Below are 22,149 nucleotides of genomic sequence, written 5' to 3'. Positions count from 1 at the left end.
CCGGAAATGAGATGATGACCACAGCCGACGACACCCGCAGCCGCATCCTGGCCGCCGCCCGCGAGCTCTTCGCCGAGCGCGGCTACGCCAACACTTCCCTGGCCGACATCGCCGCCGCCGTGGGCCTGACCAAGACCGCGATCGCGTACCACTTCCACCCCAAGGACAGGCTCGCCGCCGAGCTCATCGCCCCGGCGGCGGAGGACATGATCGCCCTGCTGGGCGCCGACTTCGCGGGCGACCGCCGCGCTTTCGTGACGGCGCTGGCCGGCTTCATGGTGCGGCACCGGGCGGTGATGCGGCTCTTCATGGAGGACCTCGGCACCGCCGACGCCGCCCCTCCGGGCTCGACGGGCGAGGCGGTCAGGACCTTCCGCGACGAGATCTACCTCAAGCTCGTCGGCCCCCGCCCGGACGAGGCCGCCACCGTGCGCGGCTGGGCCGTGCTCGGCGCCCTGCAGTCTGCCGTCGTGCACACCATGGACCTCCCCCAGGACGAGGTCCACGCCACCCTCCTGCGGGCCGCCCTCGCCATCGAAGACCTCTAGTCAGTCGAAGAGCTCGTCGACGGTGGCGACGCTCATCGCGCGGACGAGCCACGTGTCGAGCCGCGCCACCTCGGCGCACCCCTCGATCCGCGCCCGCGCCGCCTCGTCCACGGCCACCCCCCTGCGCTCCAGCAGCAGCAGAATCGACCTCGTCTCCCCCCGGACCTGCCCTTCCTCCCGCCCTTTCGCCCGCCCTTCCTCCCGCCCTTCCTCCCGCAACTGCTGGGCGAACTCGGACTGGTAACGGTACGTCCCGGTGGACATCATCTTCCTCCAGAGCTGCCGGGCTGTGGTGTCGCCGAGGCCGACTTCGATGAACTCGGCGAGGAAACCCGCATCATCGACGTCGAGGGTGTCCAGCGCTGGTGCCAGCGCCTCCAGTATGGCATTCACGCTACGTGAGAGGGCGTGCGCGAGCGCGGAGAACACGGCGAGGACCACGTCCTCCGCCGCCACGGCGGGATCGACGACGGCGGGGACGTTGTCGGGGCCCAGGGCGATCGGCCACATGGTCATGGTCGGCATGCCGGGAAGGCCGATCGACTTCGGGCCCCGGGCCCATCGCGCGGTGGACGCGTGCTGACAGATGACGATCAGCACGACCTCGCGCCGGAACTTCGCATGCAGGTAGCTGATGTAGTAGGCCCAGGCGGGAGGCTTCTCGTGGTCCCGCTTCCCCTGTGACTCGATGATGACCAGGTGTTCGCCGAGCTCGGACTTCACCTGGAGCAACGTGTCGACGCGTCGCTCGATCGGCAGGATCTCCGTGAGGTCGGTGTTGACCACCGACAACGAGCTGACTTCGGGGAACGGGATGTCCAGCGCCTTGAGGGTGCGGGAGAAGAGCGAGGGTTCCTCCTGGAAGATGCGGTGGAGGGCCTCGTGCGGCGCCGATGGCATGTGCTCTACGTTACCATTTGATTACTGTGGGTTGAACAAGGCGGCACCCCGGGAGTCACGCGAGCCGACGTCACTTCGGCAGGTGGGTGGCGGCGGTGGCCGGGGCTTTCAGCATGGCTTCGCGGACCTGTGCCGGGGGGAGGCCGTGGCGCAGGGCGACGACCGCGGCGGCGCTGACCGCGCCGATCGCCGCGCCGGCGACGGCTGCCGCGTCCACGGGGTCCAGTTCGTCCGGATAGGCGTGGTGGAGCGCGTCGGCCAGGGCGGTCTGGGCGGTGGCCATGCGCTGCAGCAGCCGCGCCTGGACCGCCGGCTCGGTGGCCACGAGCCGGGCGCGGGCGGCGGCCAGGCCGGTCGGGAGGTCCTTCGCGGAGGCGTCGGCGACCATCGCGCCGATCGCCCGGAGCAGCGCGTCACCCGGAGTCTCGCCGGGCCGCCGGTCGCCGAGCGCCGCGACGCCCAGCTCCACCCTGGGGACGCTGTTGGCCAGCAGCACGTCCTCCTTGGCCGCGAAGTGCAGGAAGAACGTGCGCGTCGAGAGCTGGGCCGCGGCGGCGATCTGCGCGACCGTCGTCCGCTCGTACCCCTTCTCCTCGAACAGCCGGACGGCGGCCTCGACCAGCGCCTCCCGGGTTCGTTCCTTCTTCGCTTCACGCAACCCCATGCCCGCGACTTTACTACATCGCATGTATTGCTACATTGAGTGTATTAATGCACGAGTGCAGCGAAAGGAGCTGTCATGGGCACCCTGGACGGACGGGTCGCGCTCATCACCGGCGCGGGACGCGGGATCGGCAGGCAGGAGGCGCTCTTCTTCGCCTCCGAGGGAGCGAAGGTCGTGGTCAACGACCCGGGCGTCACGCCGGAGGGCACCGGCGGCGACGCGGGCGTGGCCGGGGCCGTGGCCGACGAGATCAGGGCCGCCGGAGGCCAGGCCGTGGCCAGCACCGACGACGTCACCGACTGGGACGGGGCCAGGCGGATGGTCCAGACCGCGGTGGAGACGTTCGGCGATCTGGACGTGGTGGTCAACAACGCCGCCATCCACCGCAGGCGGGCGCTCGTGAACATGACGGAGGACGAGTTCGACGCCGTGCTGGCGGTGCACCTCAAGGGGACGTTCGCGGTCACCAGGTGGGCCGCCCGTCACTGGCGCGACCAGGGGGACACCCGCGACCGCGCGGTGGTCAACACCGTGTCCGCGTCGGGGCTGCTGCTGCCCGGCATCACGCAGGGCAACTACGCCGCGGCCAAGGCCGGTATCGCGGCGCTGACCACCGCCCACGCCGTGGAGCTCGCCCGGTACGGGGTGCGGGTCAACGCCGTGTCCCCGTCCATGGCCCGTACCCGGCTCACCGAGGGCGTCCCCGGGATGTCCGGCCCGCCGGACGTACCCGGGATGTCCGGCCCGCCGGACGGCGCGTTCGACCCGCTCGACCCCGCGCTGACAGCTCACGTCGCGGCCTACCTGGCCACGCCGGGGTGCCCGGTCAACGGGCAGGTGCTGGCGGTACGGGGGACGTCCGTGACAGTCCTGAACGGGTGGAGCGCCGGCGAGAGCGTGACCAAGGACGGCGCGCCCTGGACGGTCGCCGAACTCGGCGAGGCCATGGCGGCGCTTCCCCGGCGGGACCCGCTGGCGGAGGCGGTGGCGATGGTGGGAGGCAGTCTCGGCGACGGCAACCGCGACAAACTGCTGGCCATGGTCGACGCCATGCTCGCCGACCCCCGCTGACCCGGCCCCGGTGAGGAGAGGCCCTGTCAGGGCTCGGTCGAAGGTTCCGGGGTGGGGGTGGGAGTGGGCTCGGTGGGGTCGGGGCCGTCGGGAGGCCGGGCGCCGACCGTGATCGAGACGCGGGCGCCGGGTTCGGCGCAGGTGCCAGGGGCGGGGTCCTGGGCGATGGCGACGTTCCACTGGGACTCGTCCTCGACCACCTGCGTGCGTACCACCGGGACGAGGCCGGCGGCGCGGAGGGCCGCGAGCGCGCCGTCGCGCGACTGACCGGCCACCGGGGGCACGGGGGCGCCGCGGCGGGCCACGACCAGCGCGACCGGGGTGCCGCCCGAGACCCTGGCGCCCGCCTCCGGGGCCGTGGACAGGACCTGACCGTCCGGCTTCGCCGCGCAGGAGGTGGAGACCTTGCCCACCTTCAGGCCGGCGCCGGTGACCGCCGCCTCGGCCGCCTCGCGCCGCTCGCCGGTGACCGCGGGCACCTTCACCCCCGCCGACACCTCCAGCGCGACGGCCGAGCCCTTGGCGACGTGGGTGCCGGCGGCCGGTCGGGAGGCGAGCACCTGGCCGATCTTCCGCGGTGAGTCGGCCTTGGTGATGTCGCCGGCGGCGAGCCCGGCGCGTTCGAGCGCCCTGACGGCGGCGGCCCGGGAGAGCCCGGCCAGGGCGGGCACGGCGATCTCCACCGGTTTCCGGACGGGCGGCTCCTTCGACGCCAGGGTCCGGTCGTCCTGCGAACGTTCCTCCGTCGGCGGCCGCTCCTTGGCGGGCTGGTCGTCGGCCGCCTGTCCGGACGGCTCGGCGGTGGGTCCGGAGGTCGGCGTACCGGCCCGTACCCGCATGCCGTCCTCCCTGAACAGCGGCACGAACAGGCTCACCAGCACAGCCGCGGTCACCAGCAGCGCCCCGACCACCGCCAGCCCCGCCTTCCCCAGCGCCCGCCGCGGCGACCCGGACCCGCCCGTCCCCACCCGCGAACCACCCTCACGCCCCGGCGGCCCGGCCGTGTAAGGCCCGCCCGTCCCCACGCGCGGCGCAGCCTCGCGCCCCGACGAGTCGGCCGAGTAGGGGAGGCCAGGCGGAGCCGTCCCTTCCCGCTCGGGCGGGGCGGGCTCGCGTGGCACTCGCTCGACGGGATACCCGGCGGGTGACCCGCGATAGGCTGCGCCGCCCAGCCTCGGCCTCGCCTCCCGCCCAGAGTCACCTGCCCCAGACTGCCCGGTGCCGCCTGCCGCCGGAGGCGATGCGTCGTCTCGGTCCCCTCCGGACGAAGGCCCGCCGTGATCGCTGCGGTCCTCCTCCGACCCGCCGTCACCTGGTCGGCTGGACGAGGGAGCGGGGGGTTCCGGCAGGTGGTAGTCGTCCGGGGTGCCCGTGGTCTCCGGTTCCGCGAGAGGGACCGGGCGGGAGTCGGCGACCGGCGGGCGGGGCGGGGGGACGGCACGGAGGATGTGCGGCGGAGGCGAGCGCAGCACCTCCGCCGGCACGCCTTCCGACGTACCCAGCAGTTCCAGCAACAAGTCCCGGCTGGTCGGCCGGTTCCTGGCGTCCTTGTCGAGGCACGCCTCCACCAGTGCCCTGAGCGGCCCTTCCAGGCTCCCCAGGTCGGGCGGCGCGGTGAGGATGCGGTGCAGCACCGGCGCCACCGAGTCCTGCCCGAACGGCGCCGTCCCGTTGGCGGCGAAGCAGATGGTGGCGCCCCACGAGAACACGTCCACCGCCCCGGTGACCGCGCTCGCGGTGATCTGCTCGGGAGCCATGTACGCGGGAGTGCCGACGCTCCTGTTGGACAGCGTGGCGGCCGCGTCGAGCGCCCTGGCCAGGCCGAAGTCGATGACCCGCGGCCCGTCGGGCCCGAGGAGCACGTTCTGCGGCTTGAAGTCGCGGTGCACGATGCCCGCGCGGTGGATCGCCGCGATGGCCGTGACGGTGCCGACGGCGAGCCGCTCCAGCCCGCCGCCGCGCCGCGGCCCGGTGAGCATGACCTCGCGGGCCAGCGAGGGCCCGTCGACATACTCGCTGACGATGTACGGCCTGCCCTCGTCGAACCCGGCGTCCACCACCTGCGCGGTGCAGAACCTGGCCACGTGCTTGGCCAGCTCCACCTCCCGCAGGAACGCCCCGCGCCCGTCGCCCACCGGCCCGTGGAGCAGCTTGACCGCGTAGCTCTCTCCGGCGAGGGTGCCGAGGAACACCACACCCTGGCCGCCCTCCCCCAGACGCCCGGACAGCTCGTAGGGCCCGAGTGTCCGTGGATCCCCCGTCCTGAGCGGCTGCGCCGTTGGCACGGGGCGCCTCCCCTCGCCGCCACCCCACCTACCCTTCCCACTGAAGCAGCCGGTGGCGGAGAGTCAACGGCGGCCGGGCCATCGCCACCTGACCGTGACCGTTCGAGGTCAGGACGACCGGGCGACCTTGCCCGAATACGTCACTTCTTCCTCACCCTGCCGGGTGACCGTGATGACCATCTGGCCACTGTCGCCGATCGGCCGCATCCGGAGCGTTCCCGGATGGCACGCGGTGCCGGCGACGTGCAGCAGCTCGTACACGAGGTCGCCCACGGGCCGCAGGATGCCGGAGCAGTGCAGATCGGCGCCCCACCGCATGCTGGACTCCCCGCCGTCATCGAGCCGGATGTCGACGGGGAACACCCGCCCGGCGCTGGGATGCGTCGCCGAACCGGTCCAGCGCCCCGCCCGGCCCTCACCCTGCGGCCAGAGCACGAACGCGGCCACCGCGCACGCCGCCAGCAGGGCCGCGGCGACGACGGGCCACTTCGCTAATCGCCGCTTGACCGGCGGAGCCTGCCGAACGGGCGCGGCGGTGTCGACGAGCCGCGCGAGCGCCCGGCTCCCGGTGAGCTCGTGCCGACCGGTCAGAGGCACCCGCCACGCCACGGTGGCCGGCCCGTCGGTGCCCGCGTCATCTGATGGAACGGGCCGCGTGCCACCGGGCGGCACGGGACCGGAGGCGGACCCGAGCGCGGCCATGGCGCCCGAGGTCAGCACGTCGCCGGTGGCGTCCTGGCCGAGCAGGCGCCGCAGCACCTCCTCCGCGTCCGGCCGGTCGCCGGGCTCGGGCGCCAGGCAGGCGTCGACGATCGCCCTGAGCGGCCCGGACAGCGTGCCCAGGGCCGGCTTCCCGTACAGGATGCGCGCCATGACCTCCTGGACCGTCGCCGCCGTGAACGCGTGGCGGCCCGTGGCGGTGAAGGCGACGGTCAGCGCCCACGCGTAGAGGTCGGCGGGCGGCCCCGCGGGCTCGCCCTTGATGCGCTCGGGGGCGAGGTACGAGGGCGTGCCGACGGGAATCTTGCCGGTGGTCGCGGTGCCGTCCATCAGCCGGGAGACGCCGAAGTCGATCACCCGCGGCCCGTCGAGGCTGAGCAGCACGTTGCCGGGCTTGAAGTCGCGGTGCACGACCCCGGCCCGGTGGATGGCGCCCAGGGCGGTGGCGGTGCCGATGGCCAGCCGGTGGAGCGAGCCTCCGGTGCGCGGCCCCTGCTCGGCGATGTGCTCGCGGAGCGAGACGCCGTCGACGTACTCGCTCACCAGGTAGGGCCGGTCGCCTTCGAGGTCGGCGTCGAGGAGCTGGGCGGTGCAGAAGGGCGCCACCCTGCGCACCGCCTCGACCTCGGCCAGGAACCGCCGCCGCACCGCCGGGTCGGCCGACAGGCTGGCGTGCAGCAGCTTGACCGCGACCTGCGCGCCCTGGCCGGTGTGGCCGAGGTAGACGACGCCCTGCCCGCCCTGGCCGAGCCGCGCCGAGAGCCGGTACGCGCCCAGCAGGCGCGGGTCATCGGCTCGGAGCTCGGACATAAGGCGTCATTATTGCAGGATCATGGAGGCCCGGACGGGTCGTTCCCGGTCAGCCCGAGCTCCGCCATGGCGAGACCGGCCAGGTCGTCGGGCATCTCCCGGATCGTCCCGATGCGCACGAGGGCGGCGACGCCGAGGTAACCGCCGTAGGCGGCGAGCACCCGCCGGCGCGCCTCCTGCCGGGGCAGCCCGAGCTCGCGCAGCACGCCCTCCATGTAGGCGAGGCGCCGCTCGCTCACCCGGCGCGCCACCTCACCGACCAGCGGGTCGTCGGCCTCGCTGATCAGCCGGAACGCGATCGCGGCGTCCCGCCCCTCGCCGAACGCCCGCTCCAGCAGCACGCGCATGCGCTCCAGCGGGCCGGCGACGTCCTCCAACCGGGCGATGACCCGCTCGGTCTGCGCCTCCCAGCGCCGCAGCGCGGCCTCCAGCAGCGCCCGCCGGTTGGCGAAGTGCCAGTAGAAGCTGCCCTTGGACACGCCCAGCCGGGCGGCCACCGGCTCCACGGCGACGGCGGCGACGCCGCCTTCCGCCAGCGCGGCCAGGGCCGCCTCCGCCCAGTCGTCCGCACTCAGTCGTCCCACCCGGCCAGCCTTCCATACGGTGGCGTATAGTCCGAACCATACGCAACCGTACGGAGGCTCCAGTGGTCACCAGCGCCGCCCGGCTCATCCCCCGGCCCGACATGTCCGAACGGCACGCGATCCTGATCGACGCCTCCCGGGAGCGCGTGTGGGAGGCGCTCACCGGCATGAGCGCGGACGACGTCCCCCTGGCCAAGCCCCTCTTCGCCGCCAGGTCGCTGGTCTCCCGCCTGGTCCACGGCCGCACGCCGGAGCCAGGCCCCGGCTTCACCCCGCTGGTCGTGGACCCGGGCCGGGAGGTGGTGCTCGGCCTGATCGGCCAGTGGTGGCGGCTGGGCAGGTCACAGGACGTGCCGGTCGGCTCGCTAGAGACATTCGAGGCGTTCGACCGGCCCGGGTTCGCCAAGGGCACGTTCGCCTTCGCCTTGGCGGAGGAAGGCGGCCGCATCCGGCTGACGACGGAGACGCGGGTGGTCGCCACCAGCCCCGACGCGCTGCGCGCCTTCCGCCCGTACTGGATCGTCATCCGGCCGGGCAGCGGGCTCATCCGCCGCCTCATCCTCTCGGCGGTGCGCTCCCGGGCTCTGCGGTCTTGAGGTTGTCCAGCATCCGCCGGAGCAGGCCGGCCATCTGAGCCATCTCCTCCCCCGAGAACCCGGCGAACACCCGCCGGCTGATCGTGCCGAATATCGGCGTCAGCTCCGGCACCAGCGCCTGGCCCTCGGGGGTGAGCTCGATGACGACGGACCTGCGGTCGCCGGGGTGCGGGGCCCGCCGCACCAGCCCTTTGGCTTGCAGCCGGTCCAGCAGCCTGGTCATGCCCGCGGTGTCGGTGCCCAGGTGGTGCTTGAGCTCACTGGGGGTGGCGTTGCCGGCGGCGGCGTTCCCCAGCAGGGCGGCCTGCTGCACGGTCAGGCCGTACGGCGCGAGCAGGCGTTCGGTCTCGGTGTTGAGCTCCCGCCCGACGAGGGCCAGCAGGGAGCCGCCACCCAGCACGAGAGCGATCGAGGCTTCGGTCATGCGCCGATGATAGCTGTTCGAACAGTTACTGTCGCAACAGCTATTTTGCCCGCGCTGCTCGGCGCGATAGGTTTTGCGGGTGCTGGAACAGGTTGTGGCGACGCGTTACGTGACGCCGCTGCGCGAGGGCGGGTCGTTGCCCGGGGTGGTCGAGGGCGACGACCTCGGCACCTACGTGGTCAAGTTCCGGGAGGCCGGCCAGGGCCGCAGAGTCCTGGTCGCCGAGATCATCGCCGGCGAGCTGGCCCGCCGCCTCGGTTTCCGCACCCCCGAGCTGAAGATCATCGACGTCGACCCGCAGCTCGGCGCCCGCGAGCCCGACGAGGAGGTGCAAGACCTGCTCAAGGCGAGCGCGGGCCGCAACCTGGCGGTCGACTTCCTGCCGGGCGCGCTCGGCTTCGAGCCGCTCGCCTGGGCCCCCGACCCGGCCTTCGCGGCCCGGCTGGTCTGGTTCGACGGCCTGATCCACAACCTCGATCGCACCTGGCGCAACCCCAACCTGTTGCTCTGGCACGGCGACAGCTGGCTGATCGACCACGGCGCGGCACTCTGGTTCCACCACAACTGGAAGACGGCCGACCCGCAGCGCCCGTTCGACGCCGGCGACCACGTGCTGGCCCCGTTCGTCGAGGGCGCCGAGAGCGTCGAGGAGGCGGCCGCCGCCCTGTCCGCGCCGATCACCCGCGAGCTGCTCCAGGAGGTGACGGCGCTGGTGCCCGACGCGTGGCTCGACGGCGAGCCGGGCTTCGCCTCACCAGGAGCCGTGCGCGAGGCGTACGTCGATCACCTGCTGCGGCGCGCGCACGGGCCTGGCGGGTGGCTGACCAGCGCGGCGCCGAAGGCGCAGCGGCCGGGCCCGGGGTCGGTCGGCGAGTTCTGGCGAGGTGGGCGCGGGTGAGCAGGGACGTCTACGAGTACGCCGCGATCAGGGTGGTGCCGCGGGTGGAGCGCGGCGAGCTGATCAACGCGGGCGTGCTGCTCTACTGCCAGCCGCGCGCCTACCTGTGCGCGCGGGTCGAGCTGGACGCGTCCCGCCTGCGCGCCCTCGACCCCGAGGCCGACGTGGCGCGGGTCGAGGAGGCTCTGGGCGCTTACGCGCTGGCCTGCGGCGACGAGGCGGGCCCGCTGTCGGCCGAGTCGCTGGGCGGCAGGTTCCGCTGGCTGACCGCGCCCCGCAGCACGATCGTGCAGACCGGCCCGGTCCACGCCGGCCTCACCGCCGACCCGGAAGCCGAGCTGACGCGCCTGTTCGACAAGCTCGTCCGGATCTGACCCCCGCCCGGCCCTTCCTGCAGGGGACGAACGTACGTAAATGACGTAAAATCCGGTCATGGCGGTGCGGCAACCCCGGCGGGTCGCCTGGGAGGCTGCCCGGATCTTCGTGCCCGCGGCCGCCACGGAAGTCTACTGGTGGCTCAGCGAGGCGGTCGGCCACTACCTCGGCGTCATGTACGAGCTCAAGCTGGCCGAGACCCGCCTGCGGCTGGCGGAGGAGCCGGGAGCGACGCCCCTGGAGATCATCACGTGGCGGATCAGCCTGGACGAGCTGCTCGACGAGCGGCCGGGCGAACTGTCGATCCTCGCCCAGCTCGCCGAGGAGACCGCCGACCGGGTCAGAAGAGCACGGACATGAACGTGTCGACCTCGTGGAAGCCCACCCGGCGATAGACCGCCCTGGCCGAGTGGTTGAAGTCGTTCACGTACAGCGTCACCACGGGCGCGAAGCAGTCGAGCGCGGCCTCCACGATCGCGGCCATGCCCGACACCGCGTAACCCCGCCCGCGCAGGTCGGGATGGACCCACACGCCCTGGATCTGGCAGGCGTGCGGGGTCACCGCGCCGATCTCGGCCTTGAACACCACCCGGCCGCCCTCGATCCGCGCGTAAGACCGGCCGATGCGGATCAGCTCGGACACCCGGGTGCGGTAGAGCGCGCCGCCGTCGCCGAGGTTGGGCGAGACGCCCACCTCCTCGGTGAACATCGCCACGCAGGCCGGCAGCAGGATCTCGAACTCCTCCGGCCGCACCCGCCGCACCAGCGGGTCGGCGGGCACCGGCGGCCTGCGTGAGGTCGCCATGACCGGCTGCGCCCAGCGGATCGCACGGGCCCGGCCCCAGTGCGGCTCCAGCCGCTCCCACAGCTGCCCCACCGCGTCGGCGGGACCCACGATCGAGGAGCAGCGGCGGCCCTGCTTGCGCGCGCGGTCGGCGAAGGCGTGCACCGCTTCGGGGCCCGCGTTGATCGGCACCAGGTTGGCGCCCGCGTAGCAGAGGGAGACGAGCGCGCCGCGCGGCCCGAAGCCCCACATCTGCCCGCCGAGCCGGGCCGGGTTGAGCCCCACGCTCCGCACCCGGGACGCGACGAAGACGTTCGCGACCGGGTCGGTGTCGAGCAGAGCGAGCACCTCGTCCCGGTCGCTGTCGTCGAGGACGCGCGACGCCGATGTACGCAGCATCACATGGTCAGACTACGCGAACGACCACGGAATAGCTCATCTGGCTAGCACGTCGGTGAGCCTTTCGTGACCTAGAGAGGAGCGGGACTTCATGCGGGCCTTCGGTCGCGGCTCCGGCTTGGCCGCGCACCGCGCCCCCTGGGCGGGTACGGTGCCGTCCTGCAGGTAGCCCACCAGGTGGCGATCCACGCACCGGTTGCCGGCGAACGAGATGCCGTGGTCGCCGCCCGTCTCGACCACCATGCGCGCGGTCGGGAACCTGCCGCGCATCGTGACCGCTCCCGCGTACGGGGTGGCGGCGTCGTCGCGCGACTGGAGCATGAGGATCGGCGGGAGCCGCCACGAGCCGCGCACCTTGACCGGCTCCCCGCCGCGCACCGGCCAGAACGCGCACGGCGCGTTGAACCAGGCGTTCGGCCAGGTGAGGAACGGCGCCTCCTGGTGCAGCCTGGTCATGTCGCGGCGCCAGGTGTTCCAGTCGCGCGGCCAACGCGAGTCGCGGCACTGGACGGCGAGGTAGACGGCGTAGCCGTTCTCGTCGTCCGCGTCGTTCTTGCCGTGCTTCTCCCAGGCGGCGACCAGCGGCTTCGGGTCGCCCTCGCGGACGTAGGCGGACCAGGCGGCGATCAGCTCGGGCCAGACCCTCTCGCTGTAGCCGGCGATCGTGAAGGTGTCGTCCAGCTCGCTCGGGCCGACCACGCCGCCCGCAGGCTGCTCCGCCAGCCGGGAGCGCATCGCGTACCAGGCGAACCTGGTCTGCCTGGCGGTGCGGCCGAGCTGGTAGGTCCGGTTGTGGCGGGCCGTCCACGCCATGAGCGCGCGGTGACGCTTCTCGAAGGCGCGGTTCTGCGTCAGGTTGCTCCGGTACCACTCGCCGTCGGGCTCCACCACGCTGTCGAGCACCAGCCGCTTGACCCGCTGCGGGAACAGGGTGGCGTAGACGGCGCCGATGTAGGTGCCGTAGGAGTAGCCGAGGTAGCTGATGCGCTGCTCGCCGAGCGCGGCGCGGATCCGGTCGAGGTCCCTGGCGACGTTCTCCGTGTTCATGTGCGGCAGCAGCCACGACCAGGCGCTGCCGCACCGGTTGGCGTAGTCGGCGGCCCGGCTGAGCAAGGTGTTCTCGTCGGCGCGATCGACCGGCACCGAGTCGGGACGGGGCGGCCGGTGGTAGACCTCGGGGTCGACGCACCGCATCGCCGGCTGGCTGGCGCCCACCCCGCGGGGGTCGAAGCCGACGACGTCGTAGCGGTCGCGCAGCTCGCGCGGCAGCGCCGCGGCCACGTACACGGCCAGGTCGCGGCCGGACGCGCCGGGGCCGCCCGGGTTGACCACCAGGGTGCCGAGATGGTTGCCGTCACGGGGCTCCTTGGCCTTGATCCGGTTGACGGACAGCCTGATGGCGTGCCCCAACGGCTCCCGGTAGTCGAGCGGCACCCGTACGGTGCCGCACTGGGTGCCGAGGCTCTCCGCCAACGTGGTGAGCTTCTTCTCGCCCTTCTTCGGGCAGGCGCCCCACGTGACCCGCGCCGGCGGGGTCTCCGGCTTCGCCTCGGCGCCCACGCTCGCCGGCGCCACGCACACGCCCAGCATGGCCATGCCGCCCACCATGCCGCCCACCAGTGTCACGAACCGCTTCATCCGGCTCCTCCCCCATTCCATAGGCGAGGAATACTGCCGTACGTAGCGACTCGGTGACGGACGGTATGGAGAATTGCTTGCCATTCCGTGATGCCGCCCTGGTCTCCGGCGCGGGGTCCTCGTCAGTAGAGGTTCAGACGGTCATAGGCGGGGCGCCACTCGTCCCGGTACGCCTCCCGGAGGGCGGCGGGCATGCCGTCGAGGATGGCCGCCACCACCCGGGGGTCCTTGTCGTCGAGCAGCCAGGGCAGATAGGTCGGGGCGTCGCCCCCGATGCGCTCGCGGTGGGTCTGGCCGAACCGGCTCCACTGCTCCTCGCCGAGTGTGGCGTCGATGAGCGCGAGCCCTTCGGACTCCTCGTGCCGCAGATGCCCGCCCAGACCGGTGACCAGGGCGTCGACCAGGCCGCCGAGCCGCTCGGCGCCGCTCTCGCGGTCGGCGAGAGCGGCGTCCACGCCGTCCAGCAGCGGGTCGATGGCGGCGTGCTCGTCCTCCATCGCGTCGAGCAGCGCCAGACCGTCGGCGCTCACGGCGTCGCGCATCGCGGGCCAGAGCGCGACGTCCTCGGACGTGTGGTGCACCCGCAGGAACTTCTTGAACAGCTCCCATCCGACGGCGGCCCGCAGGATCCGCCGCGGGTCGTCGCCGGTCTTGGCGGCGACGCGGGCGACGCGCTCCAGCTCGCGCCGGAGCGCGTCGTGCATCGCGAGCATCATCGACATGTCCAGCCGGTAGGTCATGGCTGCCTCCTCGTTCAGGTGTCAACCACGCTAACCGTCACTATGGCCAATCGTCAACATGCCAACTATTTGTGCGCTTAACCATCAGCTCCATGGGTAAGCTGCCTTGCCGGAGGTGTGCCTCATGCAGGACAGGACGCTCGCGGAAACCCTGAGCAGGTCTCCAGGGAGGCTGCTGCGCCGGGTCTACGCCCGCTTCACCGCGGAGGCGCTGAGCGACGACCCGCGCTCGCGCGACTTCGTGGTCCTCGACACCCTCGCCGACCAGGACGCCGACTCCCAGCTCGAACTGGCCGAGCGGCTCGGCATCAACCGGACGATCATGGTACGGCTGGTCGACAGGCTCCAGCAGGCCGGGTACGTCACCCGTACCCGCAACCCCGCCAACCGGCGCTCCTACGTGCTGTCGATCACCGAGGAGGGCCGCAAGGCACGCGACGCCATGCGCGAGGCGGTCGCCGAGCGGGACGCCCGCGTCACCGCGTCACTGACCCCCGGCGAACGCGAGCGGCTCAACGAGCTGCTCAGCCTGCTGCTGCCCGAGCCCGAGCCGCTCCGGACCACCGCCTACCTGGTGGCGCAGGCGCACTACCGGCTGCGCCGCATGGGCGACGCGCTCCTGGCCGGCTCGGGCCTGCGCACCCGCCACTTCGGCAGCCTGGCCGCCCTGGAGACCCTGACCCCGTGCGCCCAGCAGCAGCTCGCCCGCCGCCTGGACATCACCGAGCCGGCCGCCGCGCAGATCGTCGACGAGCTGGTGCGGCTCGGGCTGGTCGCCCGCGGTCAGGACCCCGCCGACCGCCGCCGCTACGCGCTGGAACTGACCCCCCTCGGCAGGCAGCGCCTCACCACCGTCCGCGAAGCCGCCGAACACCTGCAGGCGGAGATCCTGTCTCTCCTGGGCCCCGAGGCCGAGCACGAGCTCCGCGTCCTCCTCACCAAGCTCCTCCCGGACCCCTGAGAGTCGCGGGAGGCACGGGGTCAGCGCACGACGACCTCGGGCCCGGAGGCGTCGTCGTCGAGGTCGACCGCCACGCCCATCTCCTCGGCCAGGCGGAGGGCCTCCTCGATGAGGGTCTCGACGATCTGCGACTCCGGCACGGTCTTGATGACCTCGCCCTTGACGAAGATCTGGCCCTTGCCGTTGCCCGAGGCCACTCCCAGGTCGGCCTCACGCGCCTCGCCTGGGCCGTTGACGACGCAGCCCATCACGGCCACCCGCAGCGGCACCTTGAGCCCTTCGAGCCCGGCCTGGACCTGGTCGGCCAGCGTGTAGACGTCGACCTGGGCGCGCCCGCACGACGGGCAGGACACGATCTCCAGCCCTCGCTCGCGCAGCCCGAGCGACTCCAGGATGGCGGTGCCGACCTTGACCTCCTCCACCGGAGGCGCCGACAGCGACACCCGGATGGTGTCGCCGATCCCCTCGGCCAGCAGCGCGCCGAACGCCACCGCCGACTTGACGGTGCCCTGGAAGGCCGGGCCCGCCTCGGTGACGCCGAGGTGGAGCGGGTAGTCGCACTGGGCCGCGAGCAGCCGGTAGGCGTTGATCATGACGACCGGGTCGTTGTGCTTGACCGAGATCTTGATGTCGCGGAACCCGTGCTCCTCGAAGAGCGAGCACTCCCACAGCGCCGACTCGACCAGCGCCTCGGGCGTGGCCTTGCCGTACTTCTGCAGCAGCCGCGGATCGAGCGACCCGGCGTTGACCCCGATGCGGATCGGCACGCCGTGCTCGGCGGCGGCCTTGGCGATCTCGCCCACCTTGTCGTCGAACTTCTTGATGTTGCCCGGGTTGACGCGCACCGCCGCGCAGCCCGCCTCGATGGCGGCGAAGACGTACTTCGGCTGGAAGTGGATGTCGGCGATGACCGGGATCTGCGACTTCTTCGCGATGATCGGCAGCGCCTCCGCGTCGTCCTGGGACGGCACGGCCACCCGGACGATCTGGCAGCCGGACGCGGTGAGCTCGGCGATCTGCTGCAGGGTGGCGTTGACGTCGGCGGTGACGGTGGTGGTCATCGACTGCACGGAGACGGGCGCGTCACCGCCCACGGGCACGCCGCCGACCATGATCTGGCGGGAGTGTCGGCGTTCGGCGAGCGGCTTGGGACGGACCGTGGGGATGCCGAGTGCTACAGGAGACATTTCAACCCTTGTGTGTCGACGACGCTTCCCAGTCTAGGGAGCTAGCGGGACTGCCCGGCTGTGAGCTCCGCCGCACGGGCGCGGGCCCACGCGTCGGCGGCGAGCACCTCCTCGACGGAGCCGGCCGGGGTGACCTGATGTTCTTCGACGACCTTGGCGACCGTGTCGACGATGCCGAGGAACGGCAGCCCGCCCTTGACGAACGCCTCCACGCACACCTCGTTGGCCGCGTTGTAGACGGCCGGGGCGGTGCCGCCCGCCGAGCCGACGTGGCGGGCCAGCGCGACCGCCGGGAAGGCGGCGTCGTCGAGCGGCTCGAAGGTCCAGGTGTGGGCCCTGGTCCAGTCGACCGGCGGGGTGGCCGCGGGGACGCGCTCGGGGTGGCCGAGCGCCAGGGCGATGGGCAGCCGCATGTCGGGCGGGCTCGCCTGGGCGATGGTCGAGCCGTCGACGTACTCCACCATCGAGTGGATGATCGACTGCGGGTGGACCACGACCTCGATCCGGTCGAAGCCGAGGTCGAACAGCAGGTGGGCCTCGATCACCTCCAGGCCCTTGTTGACCAGGGTGGCCGAGTTGATGGTGATCACCGGGCCCATGGACCAGGTGGGGTGGGCCAGCGCCATCTCGGGCGTCACGCCGGTCATCTCGGCGCGGGTGCGGCCGCGGAACGGGCCGCCGCTGGCGGTGACGACCAGCCGCTTGACGGCGCCGGGATCGTGGCCCCGCGGCCCCGACGCCCACAGGCACTGCTGCAGCGCCGAGTGCTCGGAGTCGACCGGCACGAGCTGACCGGGCCTGGCCAGCCGCTTGACCAGCGGCCCGCCGACGATCAGGGACTCCTTGTTGGCCAGCGCGAGCATCCGCCCGGCCTCCAGGGCCACCAGCGTGGAGGTCAGGCCGAGCGCGCCGGTGATGGCGTTGAGCACGGTGTCGCACGGCCGGCCGGCCACCTCGGCGACCCCGTCGGCGCCGGCGAGCACCTCGGGGCTCGCCCCGAGCGCGGCCAGCGCCTCACGCAGCGCGGGCACCGCGGCGGGATCGGCGACGGCGACGACCTCGGCCCCGGACTCGGCCGCCTGGCGGGCGAGCAGGTCGGCCCTGCCGCCCCCGGCGGCGAGGCCGGCGACCCTGAACCGGTCGGGGTTGGCGGCGATCACGTCGAGGGCCTGGGTGCCGACGGAGCCGGTGGATCCGAGGACGGTGACGGAGCGGAGGGTCGGTGCGCGCACCCGTCCATTGTCCCCCGACACCGCACGTGCCCGCGCACAGAACCCGCGACCCGCCATGAGGAATTTCACGGAAAGTAGCCGCAAGGACACATCTCGTGGTGCACACTCGGTGGGCATGACCCTGAGCACCCCCTTGCTCGCGGCGGCGCCCCTCGTCGCGGGCCTGCTGGGCCCCGCCCTCGTCGGGGCGACTCCCGAGCGACACTCGAGCGTCGTCCCGCCGCCGCCCGCGGCGGCCACCCGCCTGCCCGAGGCCCCGGCGCCCGCCGACGTCGTCGAGCACATCGCGGCCCGCGGCGCGGCCGACCACCTGCGCGTGCTCTCCTACTGGACCCCCGACCGCATGGACAACGCCCTGCCCATCGACCTGCCCGGTCTGGTTACCGAGGGCGGCCTGCTGAGCGGCCTCACCGGCGGCACCGGCCTCGGCGTCGCCCCCGGGGTCACCGGCGGCGACGTCCGCCTGGTCCCGCCCCGGCGCGGCACGCGGGCCGAGGCCCGCCACCAGTCGGCCCGCCCGCTGGCCCAGACCTCCGGCTCCCGCTGGGCGGTCGGGGGCGCGGTGGCCAGGACCACCGGCCGCGTCTTCCTCACCATGAACGGCGTCGACTTCGTCTGCTCGGCCAGCACCGTGCGCAGCCGCAACCGCGACGTCGTGGTCACCGCCGGCCACTGCGTCAAGGACGGCTCCGGCGCCTGGGCCAAGAACTGGACGTTCGTCCCCGGTTACGGCACGAACGGCGCCAAGCCGTACGGGCAGTGGACCGCGCGCCGCATGTTCGTGGCCGGGCCCTGGTCGCGGGGCTCCGACGACAGCTACGACGTGGGCATGGTGGCGCTGGCCCCCTCACGCGGCCGGCACGTGGCCGACGTGGTGGGCGTCCAGGACATCGCCTTCAACGCCCCGCGCGGCGGCCACGCGATCGGCTTCGGCTACCCGGCCGACCCGCCCTACGACGGCCGGCACCTGGTCTACTGCGCCGGCCGCCTGCGTGACGACCCCTACGGAGACACCCACGACCAGGGGCTCGGCTGCGACATGACGGCGGGCTCCAGCGGCGGCCCGTGGCTGACGCGCTTCGACACGTCCACCGGCAGGGGCACGATCACGTCCGTGAGCAGCTTCAAGTACAGCGACGACCGCCGCACCATGTACGGCCCCATCCTGGGCGAGCCCGCCAGGAAGCTCTTCCACACCGCGGAGCGCGCCTGAAGGCCGGGCCCGCGCCCGTCTCTCAGAGGCTGAGCCCCGTCAGCACCATGACCTTCTCGTACGTGAGATCCTCCATGGCCGCGCGCAGGCCCTCGCGCCCGACGCCGGAGTCCTTCACCCCGCCGTACGGCATCTGGTCGGCCCGGTAGGACGGCACGTCGCCGATGATCACGCCGCCGACCTCAAGCTCGCGGTTGGCCCGGAACGCCGTGTCGAGCGACCTGGTGAACACCCCGGCCTGCAGCCCGTACGCCGAGTCGTTGACCGCGGCGAAGGCCTCGTCCACCGAGTCGACCGGCTGCAGCACCATGACGGGGCCGAACACCTCCTCGCGGCAGACCTTGGCGTCGGCGGGGACGTCGGCGAGCACCGTGGGCGCGAACGTGGCGCCCACACGGGTGCCGCCCGCCAGCACGCGGGCGCCGCCCTCGACGGCCTCGCGCACCCACTCCTCGACCCGCTCCGCGGCGGCCTCGGAGACCAGCGGCCCCACCTGGGTCTTCTCGTCGGCCGGGTCGCCGACGACGAGCCCGGCGACGGCGGGGAGCAGCCTCGCCACGAAGTCGTCGTACACCGGCCGCTCGACGATCACCCGCTGCACGGCGATGCAGCTCTGACCGGCCTGGTAGTTGGAGAACAGCGCGACGCGCCGGGCCGCCCAGTCGAGGTCGGCGTCGGCCAGCACCACGGCGGCGGCGTTGCCGCCCAGCTCCAGAGTGACGTGCTTGCGCGGCACCTGGTCGGCGATGGCGTAGCCGACGGGGGCGGAGCCGGTGAACGACACCACCGGCAGCCTCGGGTCCAGCACCAGGCCGGAGGCCCGCTCGTTGGCGACCGGCAGCACCGAGAACATACCCGCGGGCAGCTCGGTCTCGGCCAGGATCTCGCCCAGCACCAGCGACGACAGCGGCGTGGCCGGGGCGGGCTTGACCACCACGGGGGCGCCGACGGCGATGGCCGGGGCGACCTTGTGCGCGACCAGGTTGAGCGGGAAGTTGAACGGCGTGATCGCCAGCACCGGACCGTACGGGACGCGGGACACGTAGGCCATCCGGCCGGCGGCGGCGGGCTCGGTGTCGAGCCGCTGCACCTCGCCCGACCAGCGCCGGGTCTCCTCGGCGGCGAAGCGGAAGGTGGAGACGGCGCGGCTCACCTCGCCGCGCGCCCAGAAAATAGGCTTGCCGTTCTCGGCCGTGATCAGGTGGGCGATCTCGTCGGACCTTTCGGCCAGTCGCCGGGAGACGTGGGCGAGCGCCTCCGCGCGCACGTGGATCGGCAGCGCGGCGGCTTCGCGCGCGACCGCCTTGGCGGCGGCGACGGCCTCCTCCACCTGGGCATCTGTCGGCACGGAGACCCGGCCGACCTCGCGACCGTCGTCGGGATTGGTCACGGTGAGCTCGGCGTCGCCTGTGGCGGGGCGGCCTGCGAGCCAGAAGGTACGCACGTCCATGCCTCCGACGTTATGCCAAGCCCCGCGCGGGGGAATTGCACCAGGGTGCACAAGACCGCCGGGCGGCTTCTGCCGTCATGTACAACCTGGTGGTATACCCGGCTTGTAACAGAAGTAGGCCTAATTCGGGATGTTTAGCATGCGAAGCGGTTTGAACGATCTCCGCCATGGCTAAGTCATCGATGCGGGTCTCCCAGAGCGGCGGGCCCTCGGCAGAAAGGCGTGGGCCCATGACCTCCTCGGCGCCGCTTGGGCTTCAGGGCGCCTACTTGCAGGGCGAGCGGGCCAACCATGACGAGCTCCGTTCCAGGCTGCTCGACGTCGCGGTCAACGTCCTGGTGGCCGACGGGCCCGACAGCCTGACGATCCGCCGGATCGCCACCGAGGCCGCCTGCACGACCACCGTCGTCTACACGATGTTCGGCAACCGTGAAGGCCTGGCCGAGGCGCTCTACCTCGAAGGATTCGAGCGCTTCCGCCGCCTGCTGGAGCGGGTGCCGCAGCGCCGCGACCCCTTCGAGTACCTGAACGCGCTCGTCCCCGCCTACCGCCAGGCGTGCCTGGCGGAGCCCGGCTACTACAGCCTCATGTTCGAACGGGCGATCCCCGGCTTCGAGCCCAGCGAGCGCGCCAGGACCCTCGCCAGGGCGGCGCTCAACATCCTCGACCGGGTGATCTCCGACTGCATCTCCGCCGGCTACCTCGGCCCCACCCAGCCACGCAAGATCGCCGACGCCCTGTGGGCGGCCGCCCAGGGCGCGATCAGCCTGGAGCGCTCGGGTCACCTCCGCGACGCGACCAGCTACGAAGCCGTCACCCAGGCGACGATCGCCTACTACGCGGCCGACAAGGACTGACAGCTCCTCAGGGGTGCGCCGCGCCGTTCGAGGACCTGCCGCCGGCCGCCTGCAGCGCGAACCAGAGCTCGGCCCGCACCCCCGGGTCGTCCAGGTCGCGCCCGAGCAGCTCGGCGACGCGCCGCATCCGGTAGCGCAGCGTGTGCCGGTGCACGCCCAGCCGCTGGGCGGCCGCGTCCCAGTGACCGTTGCTCTCCAGGTACGCGCGCAGCGACTCCACCAGATCGGCCCGCGACCCGTACGCGGCGAGCGGCGCCAGCAGCGCGGCGGCGAACGCCCCCGCCGCCTCCGGCTCGACCAGCGCCATCAGCCCCTGCCCGGCCAGCTCGCCGAACCTGAGCACCTGCCCCCCGGCGTGCTCGTAGGCCCGCCGCGCCTGCTCCACCCCCGCCCGCACCTCCCGGTACGAACACGGCCCCCCGATCCCGACACCCCCACCGGCCGCCCGGACGACCTCCCCCTCCGACCCTTCTTCCACAAGCACCACCACGACACCTCCCCCACTCCCCCGCCCGGAGACCGCCGCCCTTTCACCCCCACCCCGCACGGAGGCGTCGCGCCTCTCTTCGGTCGGGAGAGAACGCGCCCCTGATACATCACGCCGCCCCTCACCCGAGCCGGAGTGCCGACCGGCCCCTGCGGCCCTCTCCCCCACGGACGCCCGCACCCCGGCCACATCACGCCGCCCGGACGCGGCCACGTCCCGTCCACCGCTCTCCCCCACAACCGGCCGCTCACCCTGTGAGGTGCCGCGCCGATCATCCGGCCCGGAAGCAGCATCCTGCCCTTCATCACCCGGAACCGGCCGTGAGGTGCCGCGCCGATCGTCCGGGTTGGGGAGGCGGGCGGTGAAGGCGAGGGGTTCCAGGGCTTCCAGGGAGTCCTCGCCGACGGCCAGGACCACGAAGGGCTCGCCGGGGAGAGCCGGACCGAGGGGCCCGAGGACCGTGCGGGCTTCCGGCAAGGCCGACGGCCGCTCGGACAGCAGCAGCCGCAGCACCGCGTCCCGGACCCGGCGCTCGCCTTCGAGGTGGGCGCGCCCCTGCTCCAGGGCCAGCGTGAGCAGCGACCCGGCGGCGTTGACGACGGTGTGGGAGACAGGGGTGAAGGCCCGCGCGGTCCCGACGGCGAAGAACCCGCGGGGCCGCGGCCCGCCGCCCACCGGCTGCACCACGACGTTCTCGCCGGGCCACGCCAGCGCCAGCGTGGCGGGCGCCCGCTCCGCCTCCCCGTCCTTGCGGGCCGCCGCGGGCCCCCGGCCGCCGCGCAGCCGCCTGATCTCGGCCGCCACCGTGCGGACCTTGGCGCCCCGCGTGGCGTGCAGCGGCTCGCCGGCGTCGTCGAACAGCGCCGCCCACCCGCCCAGCTCCTTGGCCAGCCGGTCGATGACCGCGTGGGTGCCGTCGGGGTGGAGGGCGGCGCGGGTCAGCCGGCCCTGGGCGGCGAAGGCGCGGGTGACCTCCTCGTACTGCTCGGCCGCCAGCAGTTCGCTGACGACCTTGGTGACCGCGATGAACGGCGTCTCCCTGGGCACCTCCAGCAGCGGCAGCCCCGCCGCGCCGGCCGCCTCGACCAGAGCCGGCGGCACCTCGTCGTGGGTGAGCCCGACCGCGACGCCCAGCCCGGCCACCCCGCGCGCCATCAGCCGCCCGACATATCGGGCGAAGTCGTGGGTCAGCCGCATTCCGGTGGTGAGCACCAGCTCGCCGCCCTCCAGGAACGGCGTGGGGTCCTCCAACTCGCTGACGGCGACCCAGCGCACGTCGCGGTCGGGCGGTCCGGCGAGCAGGCGGAGCCCGGTCCGACGGGCCAC

Annotated in this window: 22 protein-coding genes; 9 read left to right on the top strand and 13 right to left on the bottom strand. The window is 73.1% G+C overall.

What is annotated here, in order from left to right; genetic code table 11:
- Positions 1-11: 11 nt before the first annotated feature.
- Positions 12-548: a TetR/AcrR family transcriptional regulator gene (locus ACZ6YG_RS07810; RefSeq protein WP_246641089.1), complete on the top strand. Its 537-nt coding sequence runs from the start codon at positions 12-14 to the stop codon at positions 546-548.
- Here the strand turns inward: ACZ6YG_RS07810 and ACZ6YG_RS07805 are convergent, their stop codons facing one another.
- Positions 549-1,448, bottom strand: coding sequence for an RpnC/YadD family protein (locus ACZ6YG_RS07805; RefSeq protein WP_466017492.1), 900 nt, complete (start codon positions 1,446-1,448; stop codon positions 549-551).
- Positions 1,449-1,518: 70 nt separating this feature from the next.
- Positions 1,519-2,112, bottom strand: coding sequence for a TetR/AcrR family transcriptional regulator (locus tag ACZ6YG_RS07800; protein ID WP_466017491.1), 594 nt, complete (start codon positions 2,110-2,112; stop codon positions 1,519-1,521).
- 75 nt (positions 2,113-2,187) lie between these two features.
- Here ACZ6YG_RS07800 and ACZ6YG_RS07795 point away from each other — a divergent pair, with 75 nt between their 5' ends.
- The gene (locus ACZ6YG_RS07795) at positions 2,188-3,183 is read left to right on the top strand and encodes an SDR family NAD(P)-dependent oxidoreductase (protein ID WP_466017490.1); all 996 of its coding nucleotides are present in this window, start codon (positions 2,188-2,190) and stop codon (positions 3,181-3,183) included.
- A gap of 26 nt (positions 3,184-3,209) precedes the next feature.
- Here the strand turns inward: ACZ6YG_RS07795 and ACZ6YG_RS07790 are convergent, their stop codons facing one another.
- The 3 genes from ACZ6YG_RS07790 to ACZ6YG_RS07780 form a co-directional block, all read right to left on the bottom strand.
- Positions 3,210-5,468 (bottom strand): serine/threonine-protein kinase, encoded by a 2,259-nt coding sequence (locus ACZ6YG_RS07790; protein ID WP_466017489.1) that lies wholly within the window; start codon positions 5,466-5,468, stop codon positions 3,210-3,212.
- A gap of 108 nt (positions 5,469-5,576) precedes the next feature.
- A complete protein-coding gene (locus tag ACZ6YG_RS07785) occupies positions 5,577-6,998 on the bottom strand; it encodes a serine/threonine-protein kinase (protein WP_466017488.1) in 1,422 nt (473 codons plus the stop codon).
- A gap of 20 nt (positions 6,999-7,018) precedes the next feature.
- Positions 7,019-7,582 (bottom strand): TetR/AcrR family transcriptional regulator, encoded by a 564-nt coding sequence (locus ACZ6YG_RS07780; RefSeq protein WP_397198240.1) that lies wholly within the window; start codon positions 7,580-7,582, stop codon positions 7,019-7,021.
- 62 nt (positions 7,583-7,644) lie between these two features.
- Here ACZ6YG_RS07780 and ACZ6YG_RS07775 point away from each other — a divergent pair, with 62 nt between their 5' ends.
- A complete protein-coding gene (locus ACZ6YG_RS07775) occupies positions 7,645-8,178 on the top strand; it encodes a hypothetical protein (protein ID WP_466017487.1) in 534 nt (177 codons plus the stop codon).
- On the opposite strand, the gene ACZ6YG_RS07770 is transcribed toward ACZ6YG_RS07775, so the two are convergent.
- Positions 8,138-8,602, bottom strand: a complete 465-nt coding sequence (locus ACZ6YG_RS07770; RefSeq protein ID WP_397198242.1) for a MarR family winged helix-turn-helix transcriptional regulator — start codon at positions 8,600-8,602, stop codon at positions 8,138-8,140. The genes ACZ6YG_RS07775 and ACZ6YG_RS07770 overlap by 41 nt on opposite strands.
- A gap of 79 nt (positions 8,603-8,681) precedes the next feature.
- Between ACZ6YG_RS07770 and ACZ6YG_RS07765 the strand changes: the two genes are divergently transcribed.
- The 3 genes from ACZ6YG_RS07765 to ACZ6YG_RS07755 are packed head-to-tail and all read left to right on the top strand — an operon-like array spanning position 8,682 to position 10,235.
- A complete protein-coding gene (locus ACZ6YG_RS07765; RefSeq protein ID WP_466017486.1) occupies positions 8,682-9,500 on the top strand; it encodes a HipA family kinase in 819 nt (272 codons plus the stop codon).
- Positions 9,497-9,874 (top strand): DUF3037 domain-containing protein, encoded by a 378-nt coding sequence (locus ACZ6YG_RS07760; protein ID WP_148033696.1) that lies wholly within the window; start codon positions 9,497-9,499, stop codon positions 9,872-9,874. Before ACZ6YG_RS07765 ends, ACZ6YG_RS07760 begins: the two co-directional genes overlap by 4 nt.
- A 58-nt stretch (positions 9,875-9,932) precedes the next feature.
- Positions 9,933-10,235 carry a hypothetical protein gene (locus tag ACZ6YG_RS07755; protein WP_148033697.1) on the top strand — a complete coding sequence of 101 codons (303 nt, stop codon included), beginning with the start codon at positions 9,933-9,935 and terminating at the stop codon, positions 10,233-10,235.
- Here the strand turns inward: ACZ6YG_RS07755 and ACZ6YG_RS07750 are convergent.
- From ACZ6YG_RS07750 to ACZ6YG_RS07740, 3 genes are all read right to left on the bottom strand, one after another.
- The gene (locus tag ACZ6YG_RS07750; RefSeq protein ID WP_148034860.1) at positions 10,216-11,058 is read right to left on the bottom strand and encodes a GNAT family N-acetyltransferase; all 843 of its coding nucleotides are present in this window, start codon (positions 11,056-11,058) and stop codon (positions 10,216-10,218) included. The genes ACZ6YG_RS07755 and ACZ6YG_RS07750 overlap by 20 nt on opposite strands.
- A 36-nt stretch (positions 11,059-11,094) precedes the next feature.
- Positions 11,095-12,696, bottom strand: a complete 1,602-nt coding sequence (locus ACZ6YG_RS07745) for an alpha/beta hydrolase (RefSeq protein ID WP_466017485.1) — start codon at positions 12,694-12,696, stop codon at positions 11,095-11,097.
- Positions 12,697-12,818: 122 nt separating this feature from the next.
- Positions 12,819-13,436, bottom strand: coding sequence for a hemerythrin domain-containing protein (locus ACZ6YG_RS07740; protein ID WP_271276040.1), 618 nt, complete (start codon positions 13,434-13,436; stop codon positions 12,819-12,821).
- A 124-nt stretch (positions 13,437-13,560) separates the two neighbouring features.
- Here ACZ6YG_RS07740 and ACZ6YG_RS07735 point away from each other — a divergent pair, with 124 nt between their 5' ends.
- On the top strand, positions 13,561-14,397 hold the full coding sequence (locus ACZ6YG_RS07735) for a MarR family winged helix-turn-helix transcriptional regulator (protein WP_148033699.1): 837 nt from the start codon (positions 13,561-13,563) through the stop codon (positions 14,395-14,397).
- Positions 14,398-14,417: 20 nt separating this feature from the next.
- Here the strand turns inward: ACZ6YG_RS07735 and ispG are convergent, their stop codons facing one another.
- Positions 14,418-15,584 (bottom strand): flavodoxin-dependent (E)-4-hydroxy-3-methylbut-2-enyl-diphosphate synthase, encoded by a 1,167-nt coding sequence (gene ispG, locus ACZ6YG_RS07730; protein ID WP_219550183.1) that lies wholly within the window; start codon positions 15,582-15,584, stop codon positions 14,418-14,420.
- A gap of 41 nt (positions 15,585-15,625) precedes the next feature.
- Positions 15,626-16,816 carry a 1-deoxy-D-xylulose-5-phosphate reductoisomerase gene (gene dxr / locus ACZ6YG_RS07725; protein WP_397198247.1) on the bottom strand — a complete coding sequence of 397 codons (1,191 nt, stop codon included), beginning with the start codon at positions 16,814-16,816 and terminating at the stop codon, positions 15,626-15,628.
- A gap of 115 nt (positions 16,817-16,931) precedes the next feature.
- Here dxr and ACZ6YG_RS07720 point away from each other — a divergent pair, with 115 nt between their 5' ends.
- Positions 16,932-18,029: a trypsin-like serine peptidase gene (locus ACZ6YG_RS07720; RefSeq protein ID WP_148033702.1), complete on the top strand. Its 1,098-nt coding sequence runs from the start codon at positions 16,932-16,934 to the stop codon at positions 18,027-18,029.
- Positions 18,030-18,051: 22 nt separating this feature from the next.
- Here ACZ6YG_RS07720 and ACZ6YG_RS07715 read toward each other — a convergent pair whose 3' ends face one another.
- Positions 18,052-19,479: an aldehyde dehydrogenase family protein gene (locus tag ACZ6YG_RS07715; RefSeq protein WP_148033703.1), complete on the bottom strand. Its 1,428-nt coding sequence runs from the start codon at positions 19,477-19,479 to the stop codon at positions 18,052-18,054.
- A gap of 230 nt (positions 19,480-19,709) precedes the next feature.
- Here ACZ6YG_RS07715 and ACZ6YG_RS07710 point away from each other — a divergent pair, with 230 nt between their 5' ends.
- Positions 19,710-20,336 carry a TetR/AcrR family transcriptional regulator gene (locus ACZ6YG_RS07710; protein WP_148033704.1) on the top strand — a complete coding sequence of 209 codons (627 nt, stop codon included), beginning with the start codon at positions 19,710-19,712 and terminating at the stop codon, positions 20,334-20,336.
- A 7-nt stretch (positions 20,337-20,343) separates the two neighbouring features.
- Here the strand turns inward: ACZ6YG_RS07710 and ACZ6YG_RS07705 are convergent, their stop codons facing one another.
- On the bottom strand, positions 20,344-22,149 hold the full coding sequence (locus ACZ6YG_RS07705; RefSeq protein WP_466017484.1) for a PucR family transcriptional regulator: 1,806 nt from the start codon (positions 22,147-22,149) through the stop codon (positions 20,344-20,346).

Source organism: Nonomuraea sp. NPDC054003 (assembly GCF_055585125.1).
The sequence above is the reverse complement of the archived record's forward strand: the minus strand, read 5'-3'. Positions and strand labels throughout refer to the sequence as shown.